16 protein-coding genes, 1 tRNA gene and 1 pseudogene are annotated in these 19,103 nt (G+C 70.7%); 12 read left to right on the top strand and 6 right to left on the bottom strand.

What is annotated here, in order from left to right; translation table 11 throughout:
- The 5 genes and pseudogenes from KTR66_RS24070 to KTR66_RS24050 all read left to right on the top strand — a co-directional run.
- A pseudogene (locus KTR66_RS24070) lies at positions 1 to 346 on the top strand (PE family protein); the annotation flags it as partial.
- Positions 347 to 413: 67 nt separating this feature from the next.
- Positions 414 to 731 carry a phage holin family protein gene (locus tag KTR66_RS24065; RefSeq protein WP_213617288.1) on the top strand — a complete coding sequence of 106 codons (318 nt, stop codon included), beginning with the start codon at positions 414 to 416 and terminating at the stop codon, positions 729 to 731.
- Positions 732 to 811: 80 nt separating this feature from the next.
- Positions 812 to 1,129 carry a hypothetical protein gene (locus tag KTR66_RS24060; RefSeq protein ID WP_213617286.1) on the top strand — a complete coding sequence of 106 codons (318 nt, stop codon included), beginning with the start codon at positions 812 to 814 and terminating at the stop codon, positions 1,127 to 1,129.
- The gene (locus KTR66_RS24055) at positions 1,126 to 2,157 is read left to right on the top strand and encodes a peptidoglycan-binding protein (RefSeq protein ID WP_213617284.1); all 1,032 of its coding nucleotides are present in this window, start codon (positions 1,126 to 1,128) and stop codon (positions 2,155 to 2,157) included. Before KTR66_RS24060 ends, KTR66_RS24055 begins: the two co-directional genes overlap by 4 nt.
- Before the next feature lie 58 nt (positions 2,158 to 2,215).
- Positions 2,216 to 2,791, top strand: coding sequence for a hypothetical protein (locus KTR66_RS24050; RefSeq protein ID WP_213617282.1), 576 nt, complete (start codon positions 2,216 to 2,218; stop codon positions 2,789 to 2,791).
- A gap of 696 nt (positions 2,792 to 3,487) precedes the next feature.
- Here KTR66_RS24050 and KTR66_RS24045 read toward each other — a convergent pair.
- From KTR66_RS24045 to KTR66_RS24035, 3 genes are read right to left on the bottom strand one after another with little or no spacing between them, the layout of a single operon-like run.
- Positions 3,488 to 4,540 (bottom strand): hypothetical protein, encoded by a 1,053-nt coding sequence (locus tag KTR66_RS24045; RefSeq protein WP_213617280.1) that lies wholly within the window; start codon positions 4,538 to 4,540, stop codon positions 3,488 to 3,490.
- Between the two features lie 26 nt (positions 4,541 to 4,566).
- Positions 4,567 to 6,051 carry a hypothetical protein gene (locus tag KTR66_RS24040; RefSeq protein ID WP_213617278.1) on the bottom strand — a complete coding sequence of 495 codons (1,485 nt, stop codon included), beginning with the start codon at positions 6,049 to 6,051 and terminating at the stop codon, positions 4,567 to 4,569.
- Positions 6,052 to 6,080: 29 nt separating this feature from the next.
- Positions 6,081 to 7,568 carry a S8 family serine peptidase gene (locus KTR66_RS24035; RefSeq protein ID WP_213617276.1) on the bottom strand — a complete coding sequence of 496 codons (1,488 nt, stop codon included), beginning with the start codon at positions 7,566 to 7,568 and terminating at the stop codon, positions 6,081 to 6,083.
- A gap of 159 nt (positions 7,569 to 7,727) precedes the next feature.
- Here KTR66_RS24035 and KTR66_RS24030 point away from each other — a divergent pair, with 159 nt between their 5' ends.
- Both KTR66_RS24030 and KTR66_RS24025 read left to right on the top strand, forming a co-directional pair.
- Positions 7,728 to 9,419, top strand: coding sequence for a peroxidase family protein (locus KTR66_RS24030; protein ID WP_213617274.1), 1,692 nt, complete (start codon positions 7,728 to 7,730; stop codon positions 9,417 to 9,419).
- Positions 9,420 to 9,439: 20 nt separating this feature from the next.
- Positions 9,440 to 9,859, top strand: a complete 420-nt coding sequence (locus tag KTR66_RS24025) for a hypothetical protein (protein ID WP_213617272.1) — start codon at positions 9,440 to 9,442, stop codon at positions 9,857 to 9,859.
- A 9-nt stretch (positions 9,860 to 9,868) separates the two neighbouring features.
- Here the strand turns inward: KTR66_RS24025 and KTR66_RS24020 are convergent, their stop codons facing one another.
- Together KTR66_RS24020 and KTR66_RS24015 are read right to left on the bottom strand one after the other, a co-directional pair.
- On the bottom strand, positions 9,869 to 11,854 hold the full coding sequence (locus KTR66_RS24020; RefSeq protein ID WP_213617270.1) for a BTAD domain-containing putative transcriptional regulator: 1,986 nt from the start codon (positions 11,852 to 11,854) through the stop codon (positions 9,869 to 9,871).
- A gap of 98 nt (positions 11,855 to 11,952) precedes the next feature.
- Positions 11,953 to 13,182, bottom strand: coding sequence for a YcaO-like family protein (locus KTR66_RS24015; RefSeq protein ID WP_213617269.1), 1,230 nt, complete (start codon positions 13,180 to 13,182; stop codon positions 11,953 to 11,955).
- A gap of 480 nt (positions 13,183 to 13,662) precedes the next feature.
- Between KTR66_RS24015 and KTR66_RS24010 the strand changes: the two genes are divergently transcribed.
- A tRNA-OTHER gene (locus KTR66_RS24010) sits at positions 13,663 to 13,755 on the top strand.
- Between the two features lie 24 nt (positions 13,756 to 13,779).
- Here KTR66_RS24010 and KTR66_RS24005 read toward each other — a convergent pair.
- Positions 13,780 to 14,631, bottom strand: coding sequence for a hypothetical protein (locus tag KTR66_RS24005; protein WP_213617267.1), 852 nt, complete (start codon positions 14,629 to 14,631; stop codon positions 13,780 to 13,782).
- Positions 14,632 to 14,754: 123 nt separating this feature from the next.
- Here KTR66_RS24005 and KTR66_RS24000 point away from each other — a divergent pair, with 123 nt between their 5' ends.
- From KTR66_RS24000 to KTR66_RS23985, 4 genes are all read left to right on the top strand, one after another.
- On the top strand, positions 14,755 to 15,216 hold the full coding sequence (locus tag KTR66_RS24000) for a hypothetical protein (protein WP_213617265.1): 462 nt from the start codon (positions 14,755 to 14,757) through the stop codon (positions 15,214 to 15,216).
- Positions 15,217 to 15,225: 9 nt separating this feature from the next.
- On the top strand, positions 15,226 to 17,073 hold the full coding sequence (locus tag KTR66_RS23995) for an inositol monophosphatase family protein (RefSeq protein WP_213617263.1): 1,848 nt from the start codon (positions 15,226 to 15,228) through the stop codon (positions 17,071 to 17,073).
- 50 nt (positions 17,074 to 17,123) lie between these two features.
- Positions 17,124 to 18,257 carry an exonuclease SbcCD subunit D gene (locus KTR66_RS23990; protein WP_213617261.1) on the top strand — a complete coding sequence of 378 codons (1,134 nt, stop codon included), beginning with the start codon at positions 17,124 to 17,126 and terminating at the stop codon, positions 18,255 to 18,257.
- 4 nt (positions 18,258 to 18,261) lie between these two features.
- A partial coding sequence (locus KTR66_RS23985) for an AAA family ATPase (protein ID WP_213617259.1) occupies positions 18,262 to 19,103 on the top strand: 842 nt, incomplete at its 3' end.

Below are 19,103 nucleotides of genomic sequence, written 5' to 3'. Positions count from 1 at the left end.
GGCGCCGGCCGGCACCTATACGGCCGGCGGCGCGGCCGGGGGCGGCGTCTCGGCGGCGGGTGTCGCCTTCGCGGGCGGTGCCGGCCGCGTGCCGTTGAAAGCGGGCCTCACGGCCGCCGCAGGCGGCGCGGCGGGCGGTGGCAATGGCGCGAATGGCGCGGTGATCGGTGGCATCGGTGATTCCTCCGGCGGCGGTGGTGGCGGCAATGCCGCCGGGCCTGGTGGCAATGGCGGCACGCCGGGCCTCGGCGCGGGTGGATCCGGCGGCGGCTCGGCGATCGGCGGGTCGGGCGGCAACGGCTCGAGCGGCGGGAATGGTTACATCGATGTGATCGAGTTCTTTTGAACGGGGGCGGGATGATGGAGCACGCAACGGGCCGCGCGGCCGAGATCCTCGGGCGGGAGATTCGCGCATGAACCTCGAGGGGCCGCAGCCGCCTCCGGGCATGCTGCCGGCGGTGTATGAGCTCGCGCTTGCGGGCGGCTCGGCGCTGCTCGCAGGCTATGTGCGGGCGCGCAAGTCGCCCGCGCCGTTCTCGCTCGAGAGCCTGGCCGCGCGCTGCGCCGAGGCGGTGGTCTGCGCCGTGATCGCCATTGGCGTTTCGGCCTTCCTCGAGGCGAAAGACGTGCGCGTGATCGTCGGCCTCTCGGCCGCGCTCGGCCTGCTCGGCACGGGCCTGATCAGTGAGCTCCTCGAGCGGGCGATCGCCTCGCGCGCCGAGCGGCGTTGAAGGCACCGCGGATTCTCGCGGGCTGAACCTGGCCGCGATCTGCGCGGCATTTCTGACAACGGGAGACGATGATGGAGCAGGTGGCGCAAGCCTTCCTGATGCTGGCGGCCGTGGCCGTGGCGGCATTGGTGCGCGAGCTGGTGAAGCTCGCGCGCGAGCATGTGCTCAACTTGGTGCAGGCGCGCCTCGGCGAGGGGGCGGCGCGCGTGGCCGGCCAGATCCTCGCCGACATCGCCGCGCGGCCTGATGTGCAGGTGGCAAGCCAGGACATGATCGCGGCCGGGGTGGCCGTGATGCGGCACAATTTCCCGGATAGCGCGCGGCGGCTCAGTGATGAGCAGCTCGCCGGCATGCTGCGCGGCGAGCTGGGCAAGCTCGGCCAGGCGGTGCTCCGGTGAGCTGGCGGGATCTGTGGCGCCGCATCGCGCCAGGTGGCGGCCAGGTGCAGCCGGAGCCGGCGCGCCAGGTGCAGCAGGATCCGCCGCGCCAGGTGCAGCAGCCGGCGGCCGCGCAGGTGCCGCATGATGCGGTGATCATCCCGCAGCTGCCGGCGCCGCGCGCGATCGGCGATCGCGTGCTGCGGCTCGGTGTGCCGCGTGGCGCCGATGTCGCCTGGCTGCAGCGCCGCCTCGGTGTGGCGCCGGCCGATGGCTGGTTTGGGCCGGCCACGGCGGCGGCGGTTGCGGCCTGGCAGGATGAGCAGCCAGGCCTTCTCGCCGATGGCGTGGTCGGGCCGAGCACCTGGCGCGCGCTCGGCATCGCCGAGCCGGAGGCGCCTGCGGTGTTCCTCGCGCCGCTCGCGGTCGATGGCTTCTCGATGCGCGTCGAGCGCGCGCTGCGGGCCGCGCGCACGCTCGAGCCGGCGGCCTGGGCGGCGGTGCTGGCGCCGGAAATGCAGCGGATGCAGATCATCACCGATGCGCGCCTGGCGGCCTTCCTGGGCAACGTGACGCATGAGACGGGCGGCCTCTCGCGCCTGGTCGAGATCCTGCATTATTCGACGGCCGAGCGAATCATGGCGGTTTGGCCGAAACGGTTTCCGAGGCGCGAGGATGCGCTGCCCTATGTCGCCAATCCGCAGGCGCTCGCCGAGCGGGTCTATGCGCGCCGCATGGGCAACATGCAGCCGGGCGACGGGTGGCGGCATCGCGGCCGAGGCGGCGCCATGACAACGGGGCGGGATAACTACACCGCGCTCGCGCGGGTGCTGGGCGTGCCGATCGAGGAGCTCACGGGCGAGGCCTCGCCGCTCGAGACGCGCCGAGGCGCGGCGCGCGCGGCGGTGGAGTTCTGGGCTTCGGTGAGCGGAAACCGCCTGGCGGATGCCGGCGCCGAGGTGGAGCTGCGGCGCCGCTGGAATGGCGGCGAGATCGGCCTCGAGGATGTGAAGGATCGCAGCGCGCGGATCCGCGCCGCGCTGGCATAATTGGCCCACGGGTCATACGCCGCTACAACTGCGCATCGATCGGAATAGGTGGTCACGCATGACCGAAAATCGGCGATGGCCCGCAAGGCCGACCAGCTACAAAGGCCGCAAGCTGCGCAGTCGGCTAGAAGCAAAATGGGCAGCATTCTTTGATAGTGTTTCTTGGCATTGGGAGTATGAGCCAGAAGCAATCGGAGGATGGATGCCCGATTTTCTTATCTTTGGACCGTCCGGCCGCATCTATGTTGAAGTCAAGCCGGATCACCTGTTGCCCGGTGCTGAGGCCAAGGTTGCAAGGGCTATGGGTGCTCTCGGCCGTAAGCGATTCGGCCTTGTGGTGGGCGAGGCCCCCTGGTTTGCAAATGGACTCGCGGTGGTGGGCCGCGCCTTTGGCGAGGTTGATACAGGTTTCGAGGAGCCGGCTCCGATTGTTAGTTGGGCCGATGCGCGGCTGGTCACTGACCGCCGCAGCCATCCGTTACCGTTCGATCTGATCGCGCCTGACTTGGTGGATCTATGCTTGCTCGCGCCAGGTAATGAGACGAGCGGCGATGTGGTGGCCTGTGATGAGCGGGAGGTGCGGCGCCTCTGGGCAGCCGCAGCTAACTCGGCAATGTGGCAGCGGGATCCGTAAGGGCCGGGCGCCCTAAGCCTTCGACACATTGGGCACAACCTGGGCAAGCCGGGCACAATCCCTGCGAAATTAGTTTGTTTTCAATTTTCTAGGTGACGGAACGCCCGCACTCATAATGCCGGGGTCAGCGGTTCAAGTCCGCTCGCCGCTACCAACACTTCCAGGACATATCCATAGGCGCCGTTTTGGCTGGGGCTTCAGTTCCTGGCGGTCACAAGCCGCCACAGGCAGAGGGCCGACCGGACACCCGCTTCGGTCCATGTTCCATTTTGACATCGAAGCTGAGCGTACAATCTGGCGGCTTCGCCTTCCGACAACGACCCTGCTCGCCTTGCTGGCCATTTGGTGAGAGCGCCCATCACGGAGCCTGATGCTGGCTGTCCGCCCGCGGCTGCACGGCCGCCGCCGTCACGGCCTTCGCCGCCGCGTTCACACCCTCCTGCCGTCTCTCCTCATCAAGATGATGCGCGGCATGATGGTCATGCCCTGACGCACCCGCCCTGTGCGCGTCCCCATGCCGCCGCGCCGTGAGCCATCCGGCGAACAGGCCAAGCATGGGGGCACGCGCCCGCCCAATCCCAATCTTGCACACCGTTGGGCTTGGATCTCGCGATGCGGGGCGAAAGAGAGGTGCCCGCCGTGGCCGGCTGCCAAGGTCAGTGGCAGCCGGCCCGGAGATGGGCCGGCCCTCTCCGCTCAGGGGGCCGTTCCCGCGCCGATCACCGCGGGCCCCGCCCCGCCCGCCAGGGCGCGGGCCTCGTTCAGCTGACGCTGCGCATCGATCTGCGAGCGCGTGTTGTTCAGGATGGAGGTCTGCGCCGCGATCAGCTCCGCCTGGCTGTTCGTGTTTGTCACACGGACCGAAAGGATGTCCCCGAAGGCGCTGAGGCCGGCTTTGATCACGTCATAGGGGATGCGCGCGGCGGCGACGGCCGTGCTCGGCATCACCACCGAACTTCCGGTCAGCAGCCCGTTCTCGAAGGTGACGCTCGTGGTGCGGGTGACGAGCGGCGCGCCGAGCAGGTTGATGCCCTCGGTCCGGTGCGGATTCACCAGCGTGACGCTGAAGCGGTTGGCGGCTTCCGGCCGGCCGCCGCGCGGCACGATCGCGAGGGTGACCGGCACCACGCTGCGGTAGCAGACCGAGAAGGTGCATGCCGGCGTCTCGCTGCTCTCCCGCGGCCGAAGCTGCGGCGGCGCCGATACCATGGTGACCCGCGCGCCATCGGGCAGCACGGCGCCGTCCAGCAGCTCCCGCACCCCCAGCACGGTGGTGAAGGGATAGGCCGCGGGATCAGGCCGCGTCGCGCCAGTACCTCTCCCCGCGCGCATCGGATTCACAACCGCCCCCGCGGCGGCACCGACGGAGCGCGCGATCTGCACCGCGAATTCTGCGCGCCGGTCAGTGAGCGCCGCCCGCGAGGAGTTGAGCAGCCCGCTGGTGCCGACGGTGAAGTTCAGATCATCATCGGTCCAGCCGGAGGCGATATGCCGCAGCCGGAACTGGGCGGCCGGGTCACCGACGATGCTGACCGAGGGCGTGTAGGTCACCACGCCATCCTTCAACTCGCCGCGAATGGTGACGAGGCTCATGGGCAGCGAATAGACCACGCCGCCCGGATCGGCCGGGCCCGCGTCGGGGCTCTCCGCCACCGGTTGGGAAATCACCGTCTGGCGATAGCCGCAGGCGCTCACCATCAGGGCGGCGGCCAGGCTGGCCGCGGCCCGCAGGCTGGGTTGCTTCTTCATCGGGAATGCTCCTGTCCGGTTCGGTTTCAATGCGTGCGGCGATTGAAGAGCTGTGTCATGGCCGGGCTGGCCGGTCCGGCGAGGGATGGCGCCGTCTCCTCAAGATAGGCGCGCAGCGCCTGCCGGCGATGCGGCAGGAAGTGGTCGGTGAGTGCGGGCGAGAGCCGCCCTCCCTCATCCACATGCACGAAGATGCCGGCGACGTCGGGCCAGCGCGCATCGCTCGCGACATTCTGCCGCACCGAAAGCTGGTGGCATCCGGCGCAGGTCATGGCGCCCGCACGCGCCAGCACATGCTCCGCCGTGGTTCCGCAGGCCTGGGCCGCCGCATTGGCCGCGACGCGCGCCGCAATGGCGGCGCGCAGCGCTGGGGCGACGATGGCCAGCGGGTCCTCCTGCCGATCGCCCGAGACACTCACGAAGGCGTCGAAGCGGCCGGGAAAGCCCGCGCCCAGGGTTCCAAGCAGCCGCGTCAGCGAGCGCAGGCCGGGGCTCTCCGCCTCGGGCTGCAGCAGGCGGTCGGTGATCGCGGTCGCCATCTCCGCCTGGAAGGCCGTGCGCAGCGCGGCCATGCCCGAGGGGTCGCCGGAGGCGGGCGCGCGCCACAGGGCCGGAAGCGGATTCTCCTTCACGGTCGCGGCCAGAAAGGCCGGCTGACCCTGCGCGACCGCGATGTTCCATTCGCGCAACTCCCACGGAAACCGGGCGGGCTGGCCGCGCGTGACGAACAGGTTGCCCCGGACCTGGCCGATCCCGGCCGAGAAGGCGCGCGCGCTGATCACGGCGCCACCATCGGGCAGATCCGAACGCCCGTCGCCATCCACATCGCCGCGAAAGAAGAAGCCGGCGAGGGAGCTGGCCACAGCGGCGGCACTCATCCCGGGGTCGGTGAGGCGCTGCCAGAATTCGGCGATGGGGCGGCAGGCCTCGGGCCGGCCCGTGCCATTGGGAATCCGCGCCTCGAAGATCAGCGTCATCCGGTCCAGCTGGTCCTGGCCGTCGCCCTTGGCATAGACGATGCGATGCTCGCCGCAATCGCCGCCCTGGATGTCGCGCAGGTCGAAGCGGTTGAAGACGGCGACGGGGCGGAAGCCATCCCGCCCCGTGGCGCGCAGCATGTCCTGCGGGTTGAGCGCGGCCTCGTTCGGGCGCGGCGTGACGCGGATGGCCATCCCGGTCTCGGGATGGGTGAAGCTCTCCTGCCGCAGCGTGTCGAGCATGGAGCGCAGCAGGGCGACCCGCGCGGGCTGGCTGTCCGCCGCCCCGGCCGAGGCGATGATCGCACCCAGTGCGCGGCCGAGCGAGAAGTCCAGCTCGGGCGCCGCCTGGGTGAAGACGTCCGGATGGGCGTCCCGGCTGACGACGACGCTGCGCCAGGCGCTCGGCTCCTGGGTCGGGGTGCCGCCCGGCGGGGCGGGGGGGAAGCAGGCGGCCGTCTGCCCCACGGCTTCGCCGCCGAGCATCGTGGTGGCCATGAGAAGCGCGGCGAAGCGCGCGAGTTGGCGATGCATGGAACTCTCCATCTGGTTGGGGTGCGGGATCAGGGATGGGCGATGGCGGCCTGGACCGCGGCGAGCGCGTCCACCCGGCCGAAGCCGGCGGCGTCGTTGCGGCCACCGGCATAGGGGAAAGGGCCGATCTTCACCGCCGTCTCGCGGATGATCCGGCGCACCGCGACCTCGGGCAGGTCGGGCCGGGCGGAGAGGATCAACGCGGCGACGCCTGCCACGATCGGCGTGGCGGAGGAGGTGCCGTTGAACACCGGGTCATAGCCGTTGCCGATCGCGGTGGTGAGATTGCGTACGCCCGGCGCCACGACCGAGACCTCGGGGCCGCGGCTGCTCGCCCAGCCATTCTCTCCATCGGCGCTGTCCCAGCTCTTCACCTCGTCGAACTGGTTGCTGGCGCCGACGGTGAGCATCTCCGGCAGGCTGCCGGGATAGAGCACCTGCCGCCCATCATTGCCCGCCGCGATGACGATGACGCAGCCGAGGCCGCCGCGGCCCCGCGTGCGGGCGCCCTCCAGCTCACGCTCGACGGTGCTGGACGGCGGGAGGCCGCCCCAGCTGTTGCTGATGATCCAGGCGCCCGCGCTCCGCCAGGCCCAGGCGATGGTGCGGGCGATCTGGCCTGTCGTCGTCACCCAAGGCCGCCCCTCGCCGTCCGAATAGGCGATGCGGCCGGCGAGCAGGCCGGCCCCGGCGGCGACGCCGCGGATGCCGATCCCGTTGCCGCCGATCGCCACGGCCAGGCCGGCGCAGGCGGTGCCATGGCCGTCCCAGGGGTTGGGCTCCTGGAAGCTGTCCGCATCCACCCCGTCGAAGGTGCCGGCGACGGCCTGCGCCAGGTCGGGATGCGTGGTCGCCACCCCTTCGTCGAGGATGGCGACCAGGACGTCGCGCTGGGCCGGCGCCAGGCGTTGCGCCGCCAGCGCCCCGATCAGCTTCAGCGCGTATTGCTGGTCCTGCATCGGGTCCAGCGGGCCCGGCTGCACCGGCACGAAGGTGGTGAGGCGGCGGCCGATGGTGACGAAGTCGGGCTCGGCGTAGTCCACGTCGGCATCCTCATCCAGCGCCCGGCACACGGCGAAGACGTCGCTGTCGTCTGGGATGGTGGCGACCACGGCATCGCCCCCGGCTTGTCCGGCCAGCTTCAGCCCGTGCTTCCGCGCGACGGCTTCCGGATCACGACCGGCATGCAGGCCCAGGATCACCCTCTCGGTCGGCACCGCCTTGTTGGCGCCGACGCGGAAGACCGGCAGCGCCCGCGCCACCTCAGGCTGCCCGTTGAGGGCGCCGATCGCGGCCATGGGCGAGACGCCTCCCAGCGCGGGCGGCGGCACCGGCACCAGCGTCAGCCTTTCGCCGGGCACTTCGTAGCGGGCGGTGAAGGGGCTCAGCCCGCGCACCGCGGCGGTGGCGCGGGCACGTCCGCTCTTCGGGATCGTGTCGTCGAAGCGCACGGCGACGACGGTGCGATCGACTTCGAGAGCCACATCCTGGCCCCCCACCTTGTAGGCGTATTCCATGGAAGCGCTCCCCAGTTCCTGCTCCGGGCCTGATCGCCGCGGTGGGCACAGGCTGGACTGCGCCGTGTCAGCACAGCGTGAGAGGGCGGCGCCGGCGCGCTCTCACGATGGAATCACGGGCGCGCGGGCATGGTCGGGTCAGGACATGTGGAGCGCGGCATGGCGTCCAGTCACGGCGGCAAGGTCTTCGGGCGGGGAAGCATCCCGGTGCGCATGAGCGCCGTGGCCGCGCCCATGACCGCGATCGGGTATCGCCACATGTTCGGCGCGCCGACGCAGCGATGGGCCGAGGAAATCCCCGAGGCGGAGCTGCAGGCACGCCTCGCCGTCCTGGCGCGGCTCATGGCCTTCGAGACGGCGATGACCGCCGATCATTCGGCCTTCGAGAACCCGACCATTCCCTCAGGCTACACCTATCTCCTGCAACTCGTGGCGCATGATTGCGTCGCGACGCCGACGCCGTTCTGGGCGCTGCCGGAGGCGCTGAACCACGTGCGCAACGCGCGCCCGGCGCGGCTGCGGCTCGAGACGCTGTACGGCGGCGGGCCCTCGGTCTGTCCGCACGCCTATGAGCCCGACGATGCGAGGGATGCCTCGCGTTCGCGTCTTCGCCTGGGCCCGATGAAGCCGCTCTCACCCGGCGGGGCGGCGCCCCTGCGCGACATCGGGCGCGTCGCCATTCCGCCGATGCCGGGGCCTGGGGCCGGGCCGGCGGCGGGCGTGCTGGCCGATCCGCTCATCTGCGACCCGAGGAACGAGGACAACGCCTTCCTGGCGCAGATGACGGCGCTGTTCCATCTCCTGCACAACACCCTGCTCGACCTGCTGCCGAGCGGCCGCGCCGCGCCGCAGGACCGCTTCGCCTGCGCCCGCGAGGCCACCACGCTGCTGTATCGGCGCATCCTGCGGGAGGATGTCCTGGCGCGGCTGCTGCATCCCGATGTCCTGAAGGTGTATCAGACCATCTGGCAGGCCGCAGCGCCGGACCAGTTGCTGGATCGCTCCGCCGATCCTGCCGTCCCGCTGGAGTTTTCCCACGCCGCCTTCCGCTTCGCCCACGCCATGGTGCGCCCCACCTACCGCATGCCCGGAGCCCCGACCCCGCTTTCCGTGAGCGACGCGCTCTCCGCCACCAGCGCGCGCAATCCTCGCCGCATGCCGCTGGACCAGAGCTGGATCCTGGGGTGGAGCCACTTCTTCGAGATCGCGCCGGCCGGGGCCATCCGGCCCAATGCGAGCCTGCGAATCACGCCGCGCCATTCGCACGGCCTGTTCGACAGCCACCACTTCGCCTGGCCGGGCCCGGCGGGAGCAGGGGATCCGTGGCGCGGGAATGTCGCGTTTCGTGACCAGATGAGCGCGGCGCGGTCCGGCCTCTGGAGCGTGGATGCGCTCTATGCGCGCATCGGCGCGCTGACCACACAGCTCGGTGGCGCCTGGGCCGGCCTGCTGGCCGGCGGCGGCCTCGCCTCGGCCACCGAACGCGCCGAGGCGCTGAGGAACTGGCTGCTCAGCCGGACCCGATCGCCGGAGGCGCACCGCACGGTCATCGACTGGCTGGCGGAGGACCCGCCGCTGCCCTTCTACGTCCTGTTCGAGGCCGAGGCGGAAACCGGCGGCACCCGGCTTGGGCGCCTGGGCTCCATCCTCGTGGGCGAGGTGCTGTTCGGCCAGATGCTGGACGACCCGCTGCAAGACGAGCGCGCCGCCACCCCCCTGGGCAAACTCGCGGCCGGCTTCGGCTTCGGTGCGGCCTTGGACGGGGCGGAGGGCATCTCGACGATGGCCCGGCTGATCACCTTCGTCGCCGAGTGCAACGCGCTGCAGGACGCGACACCCCCCTTCCTGTGACACAAAGAGGAGACCGAGACATGTCCAGTTCAGCCGCCAAGCCGACCGTTCCGAAAGCCTTCGAAGTGATCAACCCCGATCAGCTGGGCCGCCTGATCAAGCAGTGGGTCCGGGGCGAGATTCCCATTCCGAAGGATGACGACCTGGAGACCTTCCGGCAGCAGATCATCGATTCCGGCGCCGGGTTGAAGACCGAACCGCGCGACTTCAAGCGCCTGCGCATCATCACGCACCGGGCCGACGAGCTCGTCCTGCGGCTGCCTCCGGTGGAGATGGTGGAGGAGCACGAGAACCGGCTCCGCGGAGGCGACTCCTATAACGTGCCGGGGTTCTACGGAACGGTCACGGCCCCTGGTGCGCAGCAGAACGCCTCGCCGCAGGACAAGATCCATTTCGACGATGCGCGGATCGGCGACTACACCATCGGCAATTGCGCCTGATCCTTGCGGCTACCAGCGGCCGTGCCGCATGCCGGCGTCGGGAATTCCGGCGCCGGCCACGCCCTCGCGCAGCCGCTCCCAGTTCTGCGCCGTGCTGATCGGATAGAGATGGAGCAGCCAATGCCCCATCGCTTCCTCGGTCGCGGGCCCCGCACCACGCCAGGCGGCCCGCACCTTGTCGAAGAAACGTTGCGCGCCGGCGGCGGCACCGAGGGCGTCACCCAGCTTGTAGGACGCGGCCGCGCGCCAGGCAGGCAGGGTGCGGATCACATCCTCCGCGCGGTCGCAGGCGTCGAGCGTCGCACGGTCGTCCCCGCGCAGATAGGCGATGGTGACCTGGTATCCCCAATGCGTCAGGCCGGGCGAGACTGTCATCTCCAGTGAATCCGCCGCCAGTTGGGCCGCTTCGCGGTGATGGCCCGCGAAGCTGTGGAAGAGCGAGGCGGAGATGAGGGTCCAGCTGTCATTCGGGTTCAACTCGCAGGCGAGCTGCATCGGGGTGGTGGCGCGGTCATGCTGGCCGAGCATGGCGAACGACCAGCCGAGGCAAAGCTGTGCCCGGCTGTCCATCGGGTCGCATTGCACGGCGCGCCGCGCGTATTCGAGCGAGCGCTCGGACCGCGCTTGGTCGCGCCAGATGCCCGGATTGACGATGTGTTCGACATTATCGAGCTGGGCGAGGCTGCTATAGGCCGGAGAGAAGCCTGGATCCTGAGCGATGGCCTCGCGGAACAGGGCGCGCGCCGTCTCCCAACTGTCCGGGCTGAAGCCGCGGATCACGCTCTGCCCCAGCAACCAGCGGTCATGGGCGGCCAGCGAGACATCGGCCCGCTCCGCGATGCTGGACAGGCGCGTCGCCGAGATCTGGCTGGTGAGGGACATTGCGATCCCGCGCACGAAGCGGCTCTGCGCCTCGAACCAGCTGGCGAGGTCGAGGTCCATGCGCTCGCTCCACGCGACGACGCCACTCTCGCTGTCGCGCACGGTCAACACAAGACTGATCCGCTCGCCAGCCTGGTAGGCCGTGGCGCCGATGGCGTAGCGGCTGGAGACGCGCCCCGCCAGGGCAGACTCGGAGGGCATGGTGCTGCCATCCAGCACGAACCACTCGCGGAACCGCACGAGACAGGCGATCAGGTCATGCCGAAAGCCGTGGACGAGATGCGCGCGCTCCTCCGGCACCCCATGCGCGGCGAAGGGCTCGATCAAGAGCAGCATCCGCGCGCGCGTCTGGGGCGGCGGGACGACCGGCTCTGCCGCCTGCGGCCGCGCCGTGGCCGTTGGCGTGGGCGGCGCCAATCGGCCCGTCTTGATGTCCGCGACCAGTTCCTGCGTGGCCGGCGAAGGCTCCATGTCGAAATCCTCGCCGAGGAGGTTCCAGAGCGCCTCGTACAGGCGAAGGGCACCCGCGACGTCACCCTCCGCCACTGCGGCCTGCATCGCGTGGCGGCAGGCTTCCTCATTGGTCGGATCGAGGCTCAGCAGGGCGCGTGCCGCTGCGCGGCGGACCGATGGCGAAGCAGCGGCCAGCAGCACCCCGAGCCGCCGCGCCAAACCCGCCTGCAGGGACTGACGCTTTGTGAGGAGCCAGACGCCGAAGGCCGGATCGAGATCCTCGTAGCCTTCCATCAGGGTTTCCGCCAGAAGCGGGACTTCGGTCAGGCTGGCCGGCACCTGGCCCGCCTCCAGGACCGCCTCCAGCTCCTGCACGTCAATACGCCAGGCGGAGGCGAACATGATGAGGCTCAGCCGCTCCGGCGAGAAAAGCGCGCCGGGCAGGACCTCGCGCAACTCGTGCACCACCTGGCGTAGCGATGCGCGCCCCTTCGCCTCCGAGGATTCACTCCAGAGCAGCCCGACCAGCCGCTCTCGCGTTACTTCGCGGCCTGAGGCCAGAGCGAGAGAAGCCAGCACGGCACGTGCCTTGCGGTTGCGCAGCCGGACTTCCGACCCGTCCAGCAGCAGGCGAAACCCGCCCAGTAGGGAGAGATCCACCCGGCTCAATCCATGAGATACCGTTGAACGAGCTTGCAGCGAATCCACCATTGCTTCGCCCGAAGAAGGATTGCGACAGAAGATTGCAATTAATGAATTCAGTGGAACAGAGATACACCAAAAAGATGCCCGGGCCCGCCGCCCGTCTCGGCGATGGCAGCGACGAGGCGAGGGGGTATGTCACGGCTGGGAGTGCAGCAGAGCCCGTCGCTGATGACCCGCCAGACCGGAATACCGGTTGGCGAAGCATGCTCGAACAGCAAAAGCGGGAAACCGGCCTCGGAGAGCCGCCTCGCCACATCCTCGAAGGCGTAGTCCGGGTCGGCATGGCCACCCGGATGCCGCGTGGGCTCGCCGCGCGGGTGCAGCAGCCACGCGGCTTCCGTCGTGACGCGAACAAAGCGGGCCCGCATCGCCTGATCGCGTGGGTTCAATGCGGTCTCGCCACGCTGTTGCAGCTTCAGGCGCACGACATGCTGCGCGAGCTCATTCTGGCAGAGTTCTAGGACTGCGGCGCAGGCGGCCTCACCCAACGTGGCGCGTGCCGCGGTGCCGCAGCAGAAGCCCCGCCCCTCTGCGGCGAAGGAGACAGCCGCGACGGCGGGAATGCGGAGATCGGTCGTGATGTCCAGTAACCAGGACCGACGCGTGCCACTCCCCTGCCGGAGCGTGGCGAGCAGGGCGTTGGCTGCGCCAGCATCTTCCATCGCCAAAGGGCGTGGGGGCCGTCCGCCGACCCACCAGAGGCAGACCGCGTCGCGCTCGACGAGTTCCAGCGTCGCTCGCAGCCTGGCCTCCGCGGCGCTGCGGGCAGCCGCGCAACCGATAGAGAGCGGCATGGGGGCCGGCGAGACGACGCGCGCAGGTGACCGCCGGAGGGCGCGGTCGCGCGGAACTCGTTGCGGCATACCGTCGTGCCAACGGTAGAACACAAGTTCGTCGGGTAGGCCTTGCGCGGGGCGCATCGCCACCGTTTCAACCTGGGCCGCGATCTCGACCACCTCGCCGATACAGGCTGCGAAAGCCTCACCGGGGTGCGGCCCGACACCGGAAGTGCCGATCGGCGAAAGATCGACGTCGCCCGCGATCCGACCCAGGTCGATCTCGGCCCCGAAGCAGTGCAAGCCGGGCGCATCCGGCGCGGACAAGGCAAATACACGCCTGCAATCGAGCGCGGCACGCAGCAGCCGCATGCGATCGAGACGCTGCTCGCTCGGCGTAGCGTGATCCCAGCCAAGGATGGTCAGGAGTTCCGCTCCCGAGGCGTCGGGCGCATCCAACTCTAGCGCGTTCCGCGCTGCGAGCAGCATGTTTTGCGGTATGGCCATGGCTCCCCCTCACGACGCATGGGTCTGCGAATCACGCGCGGTTCACGTGGCCCACCTCAAGTTGACATCCATGGGCGGTCACAAGGCAGAGAGGATGCATGACGAGCAAGGGTTTCGTCACGGCCGTCCATGGGACGGCGCGGCTTCGACTTGGTTGCGGCCGCGACCGCGTGATTGGTTCGGCTTGGCTTCTGGTCTCGCGGATCGGCAGATCAGGAGACCTGCTCCTATTGGGATGGGTTGGTCGTGGTTCGGCACCGCGACCGCCGCCGCGTCTGACGATAGCGGCGACTTTGCTGCCGGCGTCAGGCGTAACGCGGGAGGAAAAGTTCATCCTCTTGAGCAAGGCACCGCCGGTCGCGTTCTCTGGCCGTTTCGTGCCCGCGGAGGGTACCGCAACTCTCGAAGGAGAACCCAGCCGCCTCACGATCAAGGTCGTCGCCCTGCTACCTCGTCGCTTGTCCCTCCATGCGGAGGGTGAGCGGCGCCAATGGTTCGGGGAGGTGCTTTGAGCAATTGCCCACGGCACTCATGATGCCGGGGTCAGCGGTTCAAGTCCGCTCGCCGCTACCAACACGTCCGCGCACAGGGAACGCCTCACCCGCCGCCCGTGAAGCGCGCGCTGCTCTCCGCCATCACCGCGGCCATCTCCGCAGCATTCGCCACCTCGACCAGCCCATCGCCGCGATCCAGGCCGAGCCGTCGCCGGAACAGGAAGAGCAGCGCGACCCGCACCTCCACCACCGCCTCGCCATCCTCCATCCCGTAATCCACCGCCACCACGCGCTGCTGTGCCGCATTGAGGCGCGCGGCCGGGCGCAGGCGGACGGCGAAGCGCCGCTCCCAATCCGGGTCAGGCGGCAGCGGGCCCGCGTCACGTGCCGCACCCAGCTCCAGCATGCGCGGAAACAGCAGGTGCTCGTGCCGAAGCGCGTCATGGTTCCAGGCGCGCAGATGCCAACGCAGCCCGTCGCTCGCGAAGGCGACGGGAGAGATCCAGCGCCAGGCGGGCTCGGGCTGGTTCATCGGCTGGTAGAGCACATGCAGCGCCTGCCCCTCACGCTGCACCTGCGCCAGGCGCCGCAGCAACCAGGGGTCCAGCCGTCGCGCGGGCAGCGGCATGATCTCGACGGGCAGGCCATGCGGCGCCTCGGCGTCGCGCAGCCAGGCCTCGGCGCTGGGCTCGCCGAACAGCGGCCGGAAATCCGGCCCCGCGAGATAGGTCTTCTCGCGCGTGTCGTAGCGCAGGTTGCCGGGCGCGCGCGCCTGGTAGTCGCGCAGGTCATTCGTCGCCTGCGGCACCGAGATCCCGAAGCGGCGGATCAAGGCGGCGCGGTTCACCCGCCCCTCCCAGAAGGCAGCGAGGTCAATGGCGCGCAGCCGCGCCTCCTGGCTCCAGCGGAGGTCCGTGGCGCGCGGCGGGGGCGATTCGCCGCTCATGATGCGCATAGAAACTATGTTGACGCAGTTTCGCAATACGCATAGAAACTACGCGGACCATTCATCCGGCCCAGACCCCATCGCGCAACACCGCTTTCGGCACCCCCGGAAGCGAACGGAGGAGCCTTGCCCATGCTCAAGTCCCTGAAACGCCTTGTTCCCGTGCTGCTGCTGGCCGCCCTGTTGCCCGCCTGCGCCACCATCACCACCGGCACCAGCCAGAGCATCGCCGTCATGACAGAGCCGCCCGGCGCCAGCTGCACCCTCTCGCGCGATGGCGGCGTCATCGCCGTGGTGAACCCCACGCCCGGCACCGTCACCGTCAGCAAATCCACCCGCGACATTGCGGTGAGCTGCCCCCGCCCCGGCCACCTGCCGGGCGTCGCCAGCGAGCAGAGCCGCGAGGGCTTCTTCACCCAGCGCCAGGCCGAGACGCGGCGCATCTTCGACGAACGCATCCGGGCCGTGGACACCGGCTGCGGCCCCGGCGAGCGGCAAGCCTGCAGCGAGCGGATGCAGGCCCTCTCGCGCGAGCGTGACGAGGAGCTGGCCCGGCTGAACGCGCTGCGCCTCGTCACCCGCGTGGGGGCCTGAGGCACCGCCATGAGCCCGCTTCCCAGCCCGCTTCCCAACCCTCTGCCCGGCCAATTGCTGCCACAGGTCATGGCCCTCGCCGAGCAGGCCGGGCGGATGATCACCGCCGAAGCCACCCGCCCGGGCGGGCCGCGCGGCACGGGCGCTCACGCGCCGGTGGATGGCGCGATCGAAGTCCTGCTCCGCACCGCCCTGCTCACCCTGCTTCCTGCCGCCTGGCGTGGCGAAGAAACCGGCGCCGCCCCAGGTCCCGATAACGGCTTCTGCTGGCTGGTGGACCCGCAGGACGGCACGAGCGCCTTCCTCACCGGGCAGCGCGGCAGCGCCGTCTCCATCGCCTTGCTGCACGAGGGGCGGCCGTTGCTGGGCGTGGTGCATGCGCCCCTGCCGCCCGATCGCGGCCCCGACACCATCGCCTGGGCCGAAGGGCTGGACCACCTGATCCGCGACGGCGCCCCCTGGCCGCATCGGCTGGACCGGGCGCGCCTCGGCGCCGGCGATGTCGTGCTGATGGCCCCCGCCGCCGCACGCTTCCCCCTCGGCAACGGCCGCGCCCTGCATCCCGCCCGCTTTGTGGCCCAGCCCTCCATTGCCTATCGACTTGCGCGTGTCGCCGCGGGGGATGCGGCGGCGGCGGCCTCGATCATCCCCACCAGCGGCTGGGACTATGCGGCCGGCCACGCGCTGCTGCTCGGCGCGGGCGGTGCGCTGCTGAACGAGGCCGGGCGCCCCGTCACCTACACGCAGACCGGTGAAAGTCAGGCCGGGCGCTGCTTCGGCGGCGCCCAGGGCGTGGCGCGCGATCTGTCCAACCGCAATTGGAATGCCGTCGCCGGGGGCCGCCCCCTGCAGCCGCGGACCAGCCTCGCCTGGCCACCACGCGGCTGGGATGTGGCGCTGGACCGCGCACTCGGTTGCCTCTTCGGCCAGGTCGCCGGGGATTCCCTCGGCTCGCTCGTCGAGTTCAAATCGCCCGCCGAGATCGTCCGCCACCATCCGGACGGGCTGCGTGACCTGGCGGATGGCGGCACCTGGAGCACCATGGCCGGCCAGCCCACGGATGACAGCGAATTGGCGCTCGACCTCGCGCGCATCCTGGCCGGCCGTCCCGCATGGTCGGCCGAGGCGGTGGCCGCGGCCTATGCCGGCTGGCATGCCTCCCGCCCCTTCGACATCGGCGGCACCACCGCCCAGGCGCTCTCGGCCGCCGCCGCCGCGCCGGAGGGCCGGGTGGCCGCCGCAGCCCGCCGCGCCGCCAATGCCTATAGCCGGGCCAATGGCGCGCTGATGCGCTGCGCGCCCATCGGCCTCTGGGCCCGCCATGCGCGGGAGGCGGCCGAGGCCGCGCGGGAGGATGCGCGCCTCACCCACCCGAACCCGATGTGCCAGGCGGCCTCCGCCGGCTTCGTCGCTGCCATCGCCACCGCGCTCACCGGGGGCGACGCCGCGGCCATGCTGGAGGCGGCCGAGGCGGAACTGCAGCGCGACGCGCCGGATGAACTGCGCATCGCCCTGGCGCTGGCGCGGCAGGGCGAAGGCCCGGCGAACTTCATCCACCAGCAGGGCTACGTCCTCATCGCCTTCCAGAACGCCTTCCGCCATCTGGCGCAGGCCACGCCGCTGGAAGAAGCGGTGGTGCGGACCGTGGCCGAAGGCGGCGACACCGACACCAACGCCGCCATCTGCGGCGCCCTGCTGGGGGCGGCCCAGGGCAGCGCCGCCGTGCCGATGCGCTGGCGCATGGCCATCCAGTCCTGCCGCCCGATGGAGGAACTGGGCGCGCTGCAGCCCCGCCCGCCGCGCTACTGGCCGGACGACCTGCCCGCCCTGGCCGAGGCCCTGCTGCGGCGCGACTGACGCCCAAGCCTCTGGTATCCTGCCCCCTCAGCGAGAGTCCTCCCTCACCCATGCGCCTTCTCCACACCGCCGACTGGCATCTCGGCCGCGCGCTCTGCGGGCAATCCTTCCACGCCGAGCAGGAGCGCCTGCTGACCGGCGCCTTCCTCGAGATCCTGCGCGAGACGAAGCCCGATGCCGTGCTGCTGGCCGGCGATGTCTATGACCGCGCCCTGCCGCCCGCCGATTCCGTCGATCTGCTGGACGAGGTGCTGCAGCGCATCATCCGCGGCCTCGGCATCCCCGTCGTGATGATCGCGGGCAACCATGATGACGAGCGGCGACTGGCCTTCGGCTCCAGCCTCCTGCGCGATGCGGGGCTGCACATCTGCGACAGCGCGATGGGACGCGCCTTCCCCTTCGAGGACGCGCACGGCCCGGTTTCCATCCTCGCCGCCGGCTATGGCACGCCCGCGCTGCTCGCCCAGCTCTTCGGCGCCGAGGCCGGCATCACCACGCATGATGCGGGCTTCGCTGCCGTCGCCGCGAATCTTCGCGCCATCGCTCCCGTCGGCGCACGCAGGGTCGTGGTCGCGCACGCCTTCATCTCGGGCGGCCTGACCAGCGACAGCGAGCGCATGCTGCAGGTGGGCGGCAGCGGCGCCGTCTCGGCCGCGCATCTGGCGGGCTTCCACTACACCGCGCTGGGCCACCTGCATCGCCGGCAGAGCATGGCGGAGGGGCGCGTCGCCTATTCCGGCTCGCCGCTCGCCTATTCCTTCGCCGAGGCGGGCAGCACGAAATCCGTGACGCTGGTGGAGCTGGACGCCGCTGGCCGCGTCACCACCGAGGATTTCGCGCTCACCCCACGCCATCCGCTCCGGGTGATCCGCGGCACGCTGGACGAGGTTCTGGCCGCCGCCGACGGCCCGGGCCGCGAGGACTGGCTTCAGGTGATCCTCACCGACCGCCCGCTCGGCGCCAAGGCATCGCTTCAGGAGCGCTACCCTTCCGTGCTCGAACTGCGCTTCGAATCCCCGCTCACCTCGGGCGAGGCCGGTGCGGCGCCCACGGCGCGCATCCCACATGACCCGCTGGAGGCGCTGATGGCCTTCCGTGCCGCCATCGGCGCGGGCGACCTCGCCGTGGAGGAACGCGCGGCCGCCATCCTGGCGATCAACGCCGCGATGCGCGCGGAGGACTGAGCCCATGCGCCCGGAAATCCTCCGCCTCGCCGCCTTCGGCGCCTATGCGGCCGAACAGCAATTCGACCTCGCCGAACTTGGGGCCCACCGGCTCTTCCTGATCCATGGCCCGACCGGCGCGGGCAAGACCACGCTGCTGGACGCGATCTGCTTCGCCCTCTTCGGCGAGAGCAGCGGCAAGGAGCGTGGCGCGAATGACCTGCGCAGCCACCACGCCACCCCCGCGACCGAAACCTTCGTGGAGCTCGATTTCGCCCTCGGCGCGCGGCGCTATCGCATCCGGCGCTCGCCCGCGCAGAGCGTCATCGGAACGCGCGGCCGACCCGTCCAGCGCGCGCCGCAGGTGACGCTCTGGCAGCGCGGAGAAGATGACGCGCTCGCCGTCCTCGCCGAGCAGACCACCCCGGTGCGCGACCGCATCACCGCGCTGCTGGGCTACCAGGCGGACGAATTCCGGCAGGTCGTGCTGCTGCCGCAAGGCCGCTTCCGCGAGCTGCTGACGGCCTTGCCGAACAAGCGCCAGGAGATCCTGGCCACGCTGTTCCAGACCTCGCTCTACCAGCGCATCCAGGCGCATTTCGCGGAGATGGAGGGCAAGGCCAAGGCGGCATGGACCGAGGCGAAGACCCAGCGCGAGACCCTCCTGGCCGAGGCCGGCGCCGAGACGCCCGAGGCCGCCGCCGCCCGCGCCGCCGAGCACGCGACCGCGCTGGAGGACGCCACGCGCGCGGCCGGCACCGCCAATGCGCTGGCCCAGGCCGCCACCGCCGCCCTCACCGAGGGCCGCCGCGGCGCCGAACGCCTGAAGGTCGCGGCCGAGGCCAAGGCCGCGCTCGCCGAACGCGA

Source organism: Roseococcus sp. SDR, from assembly GCF_019083995.1.
GTDB lineage: Bacteria > Pseudomonadota > Alphaproteobacteria > Acetobacterales > Acetobacteraceae > Roseococcus.
The sequence above is the reverse complement of the archived record's forward strand: the minus strand, read 5'-3'. Positions and strand labels throughout refer to the sequence as shown.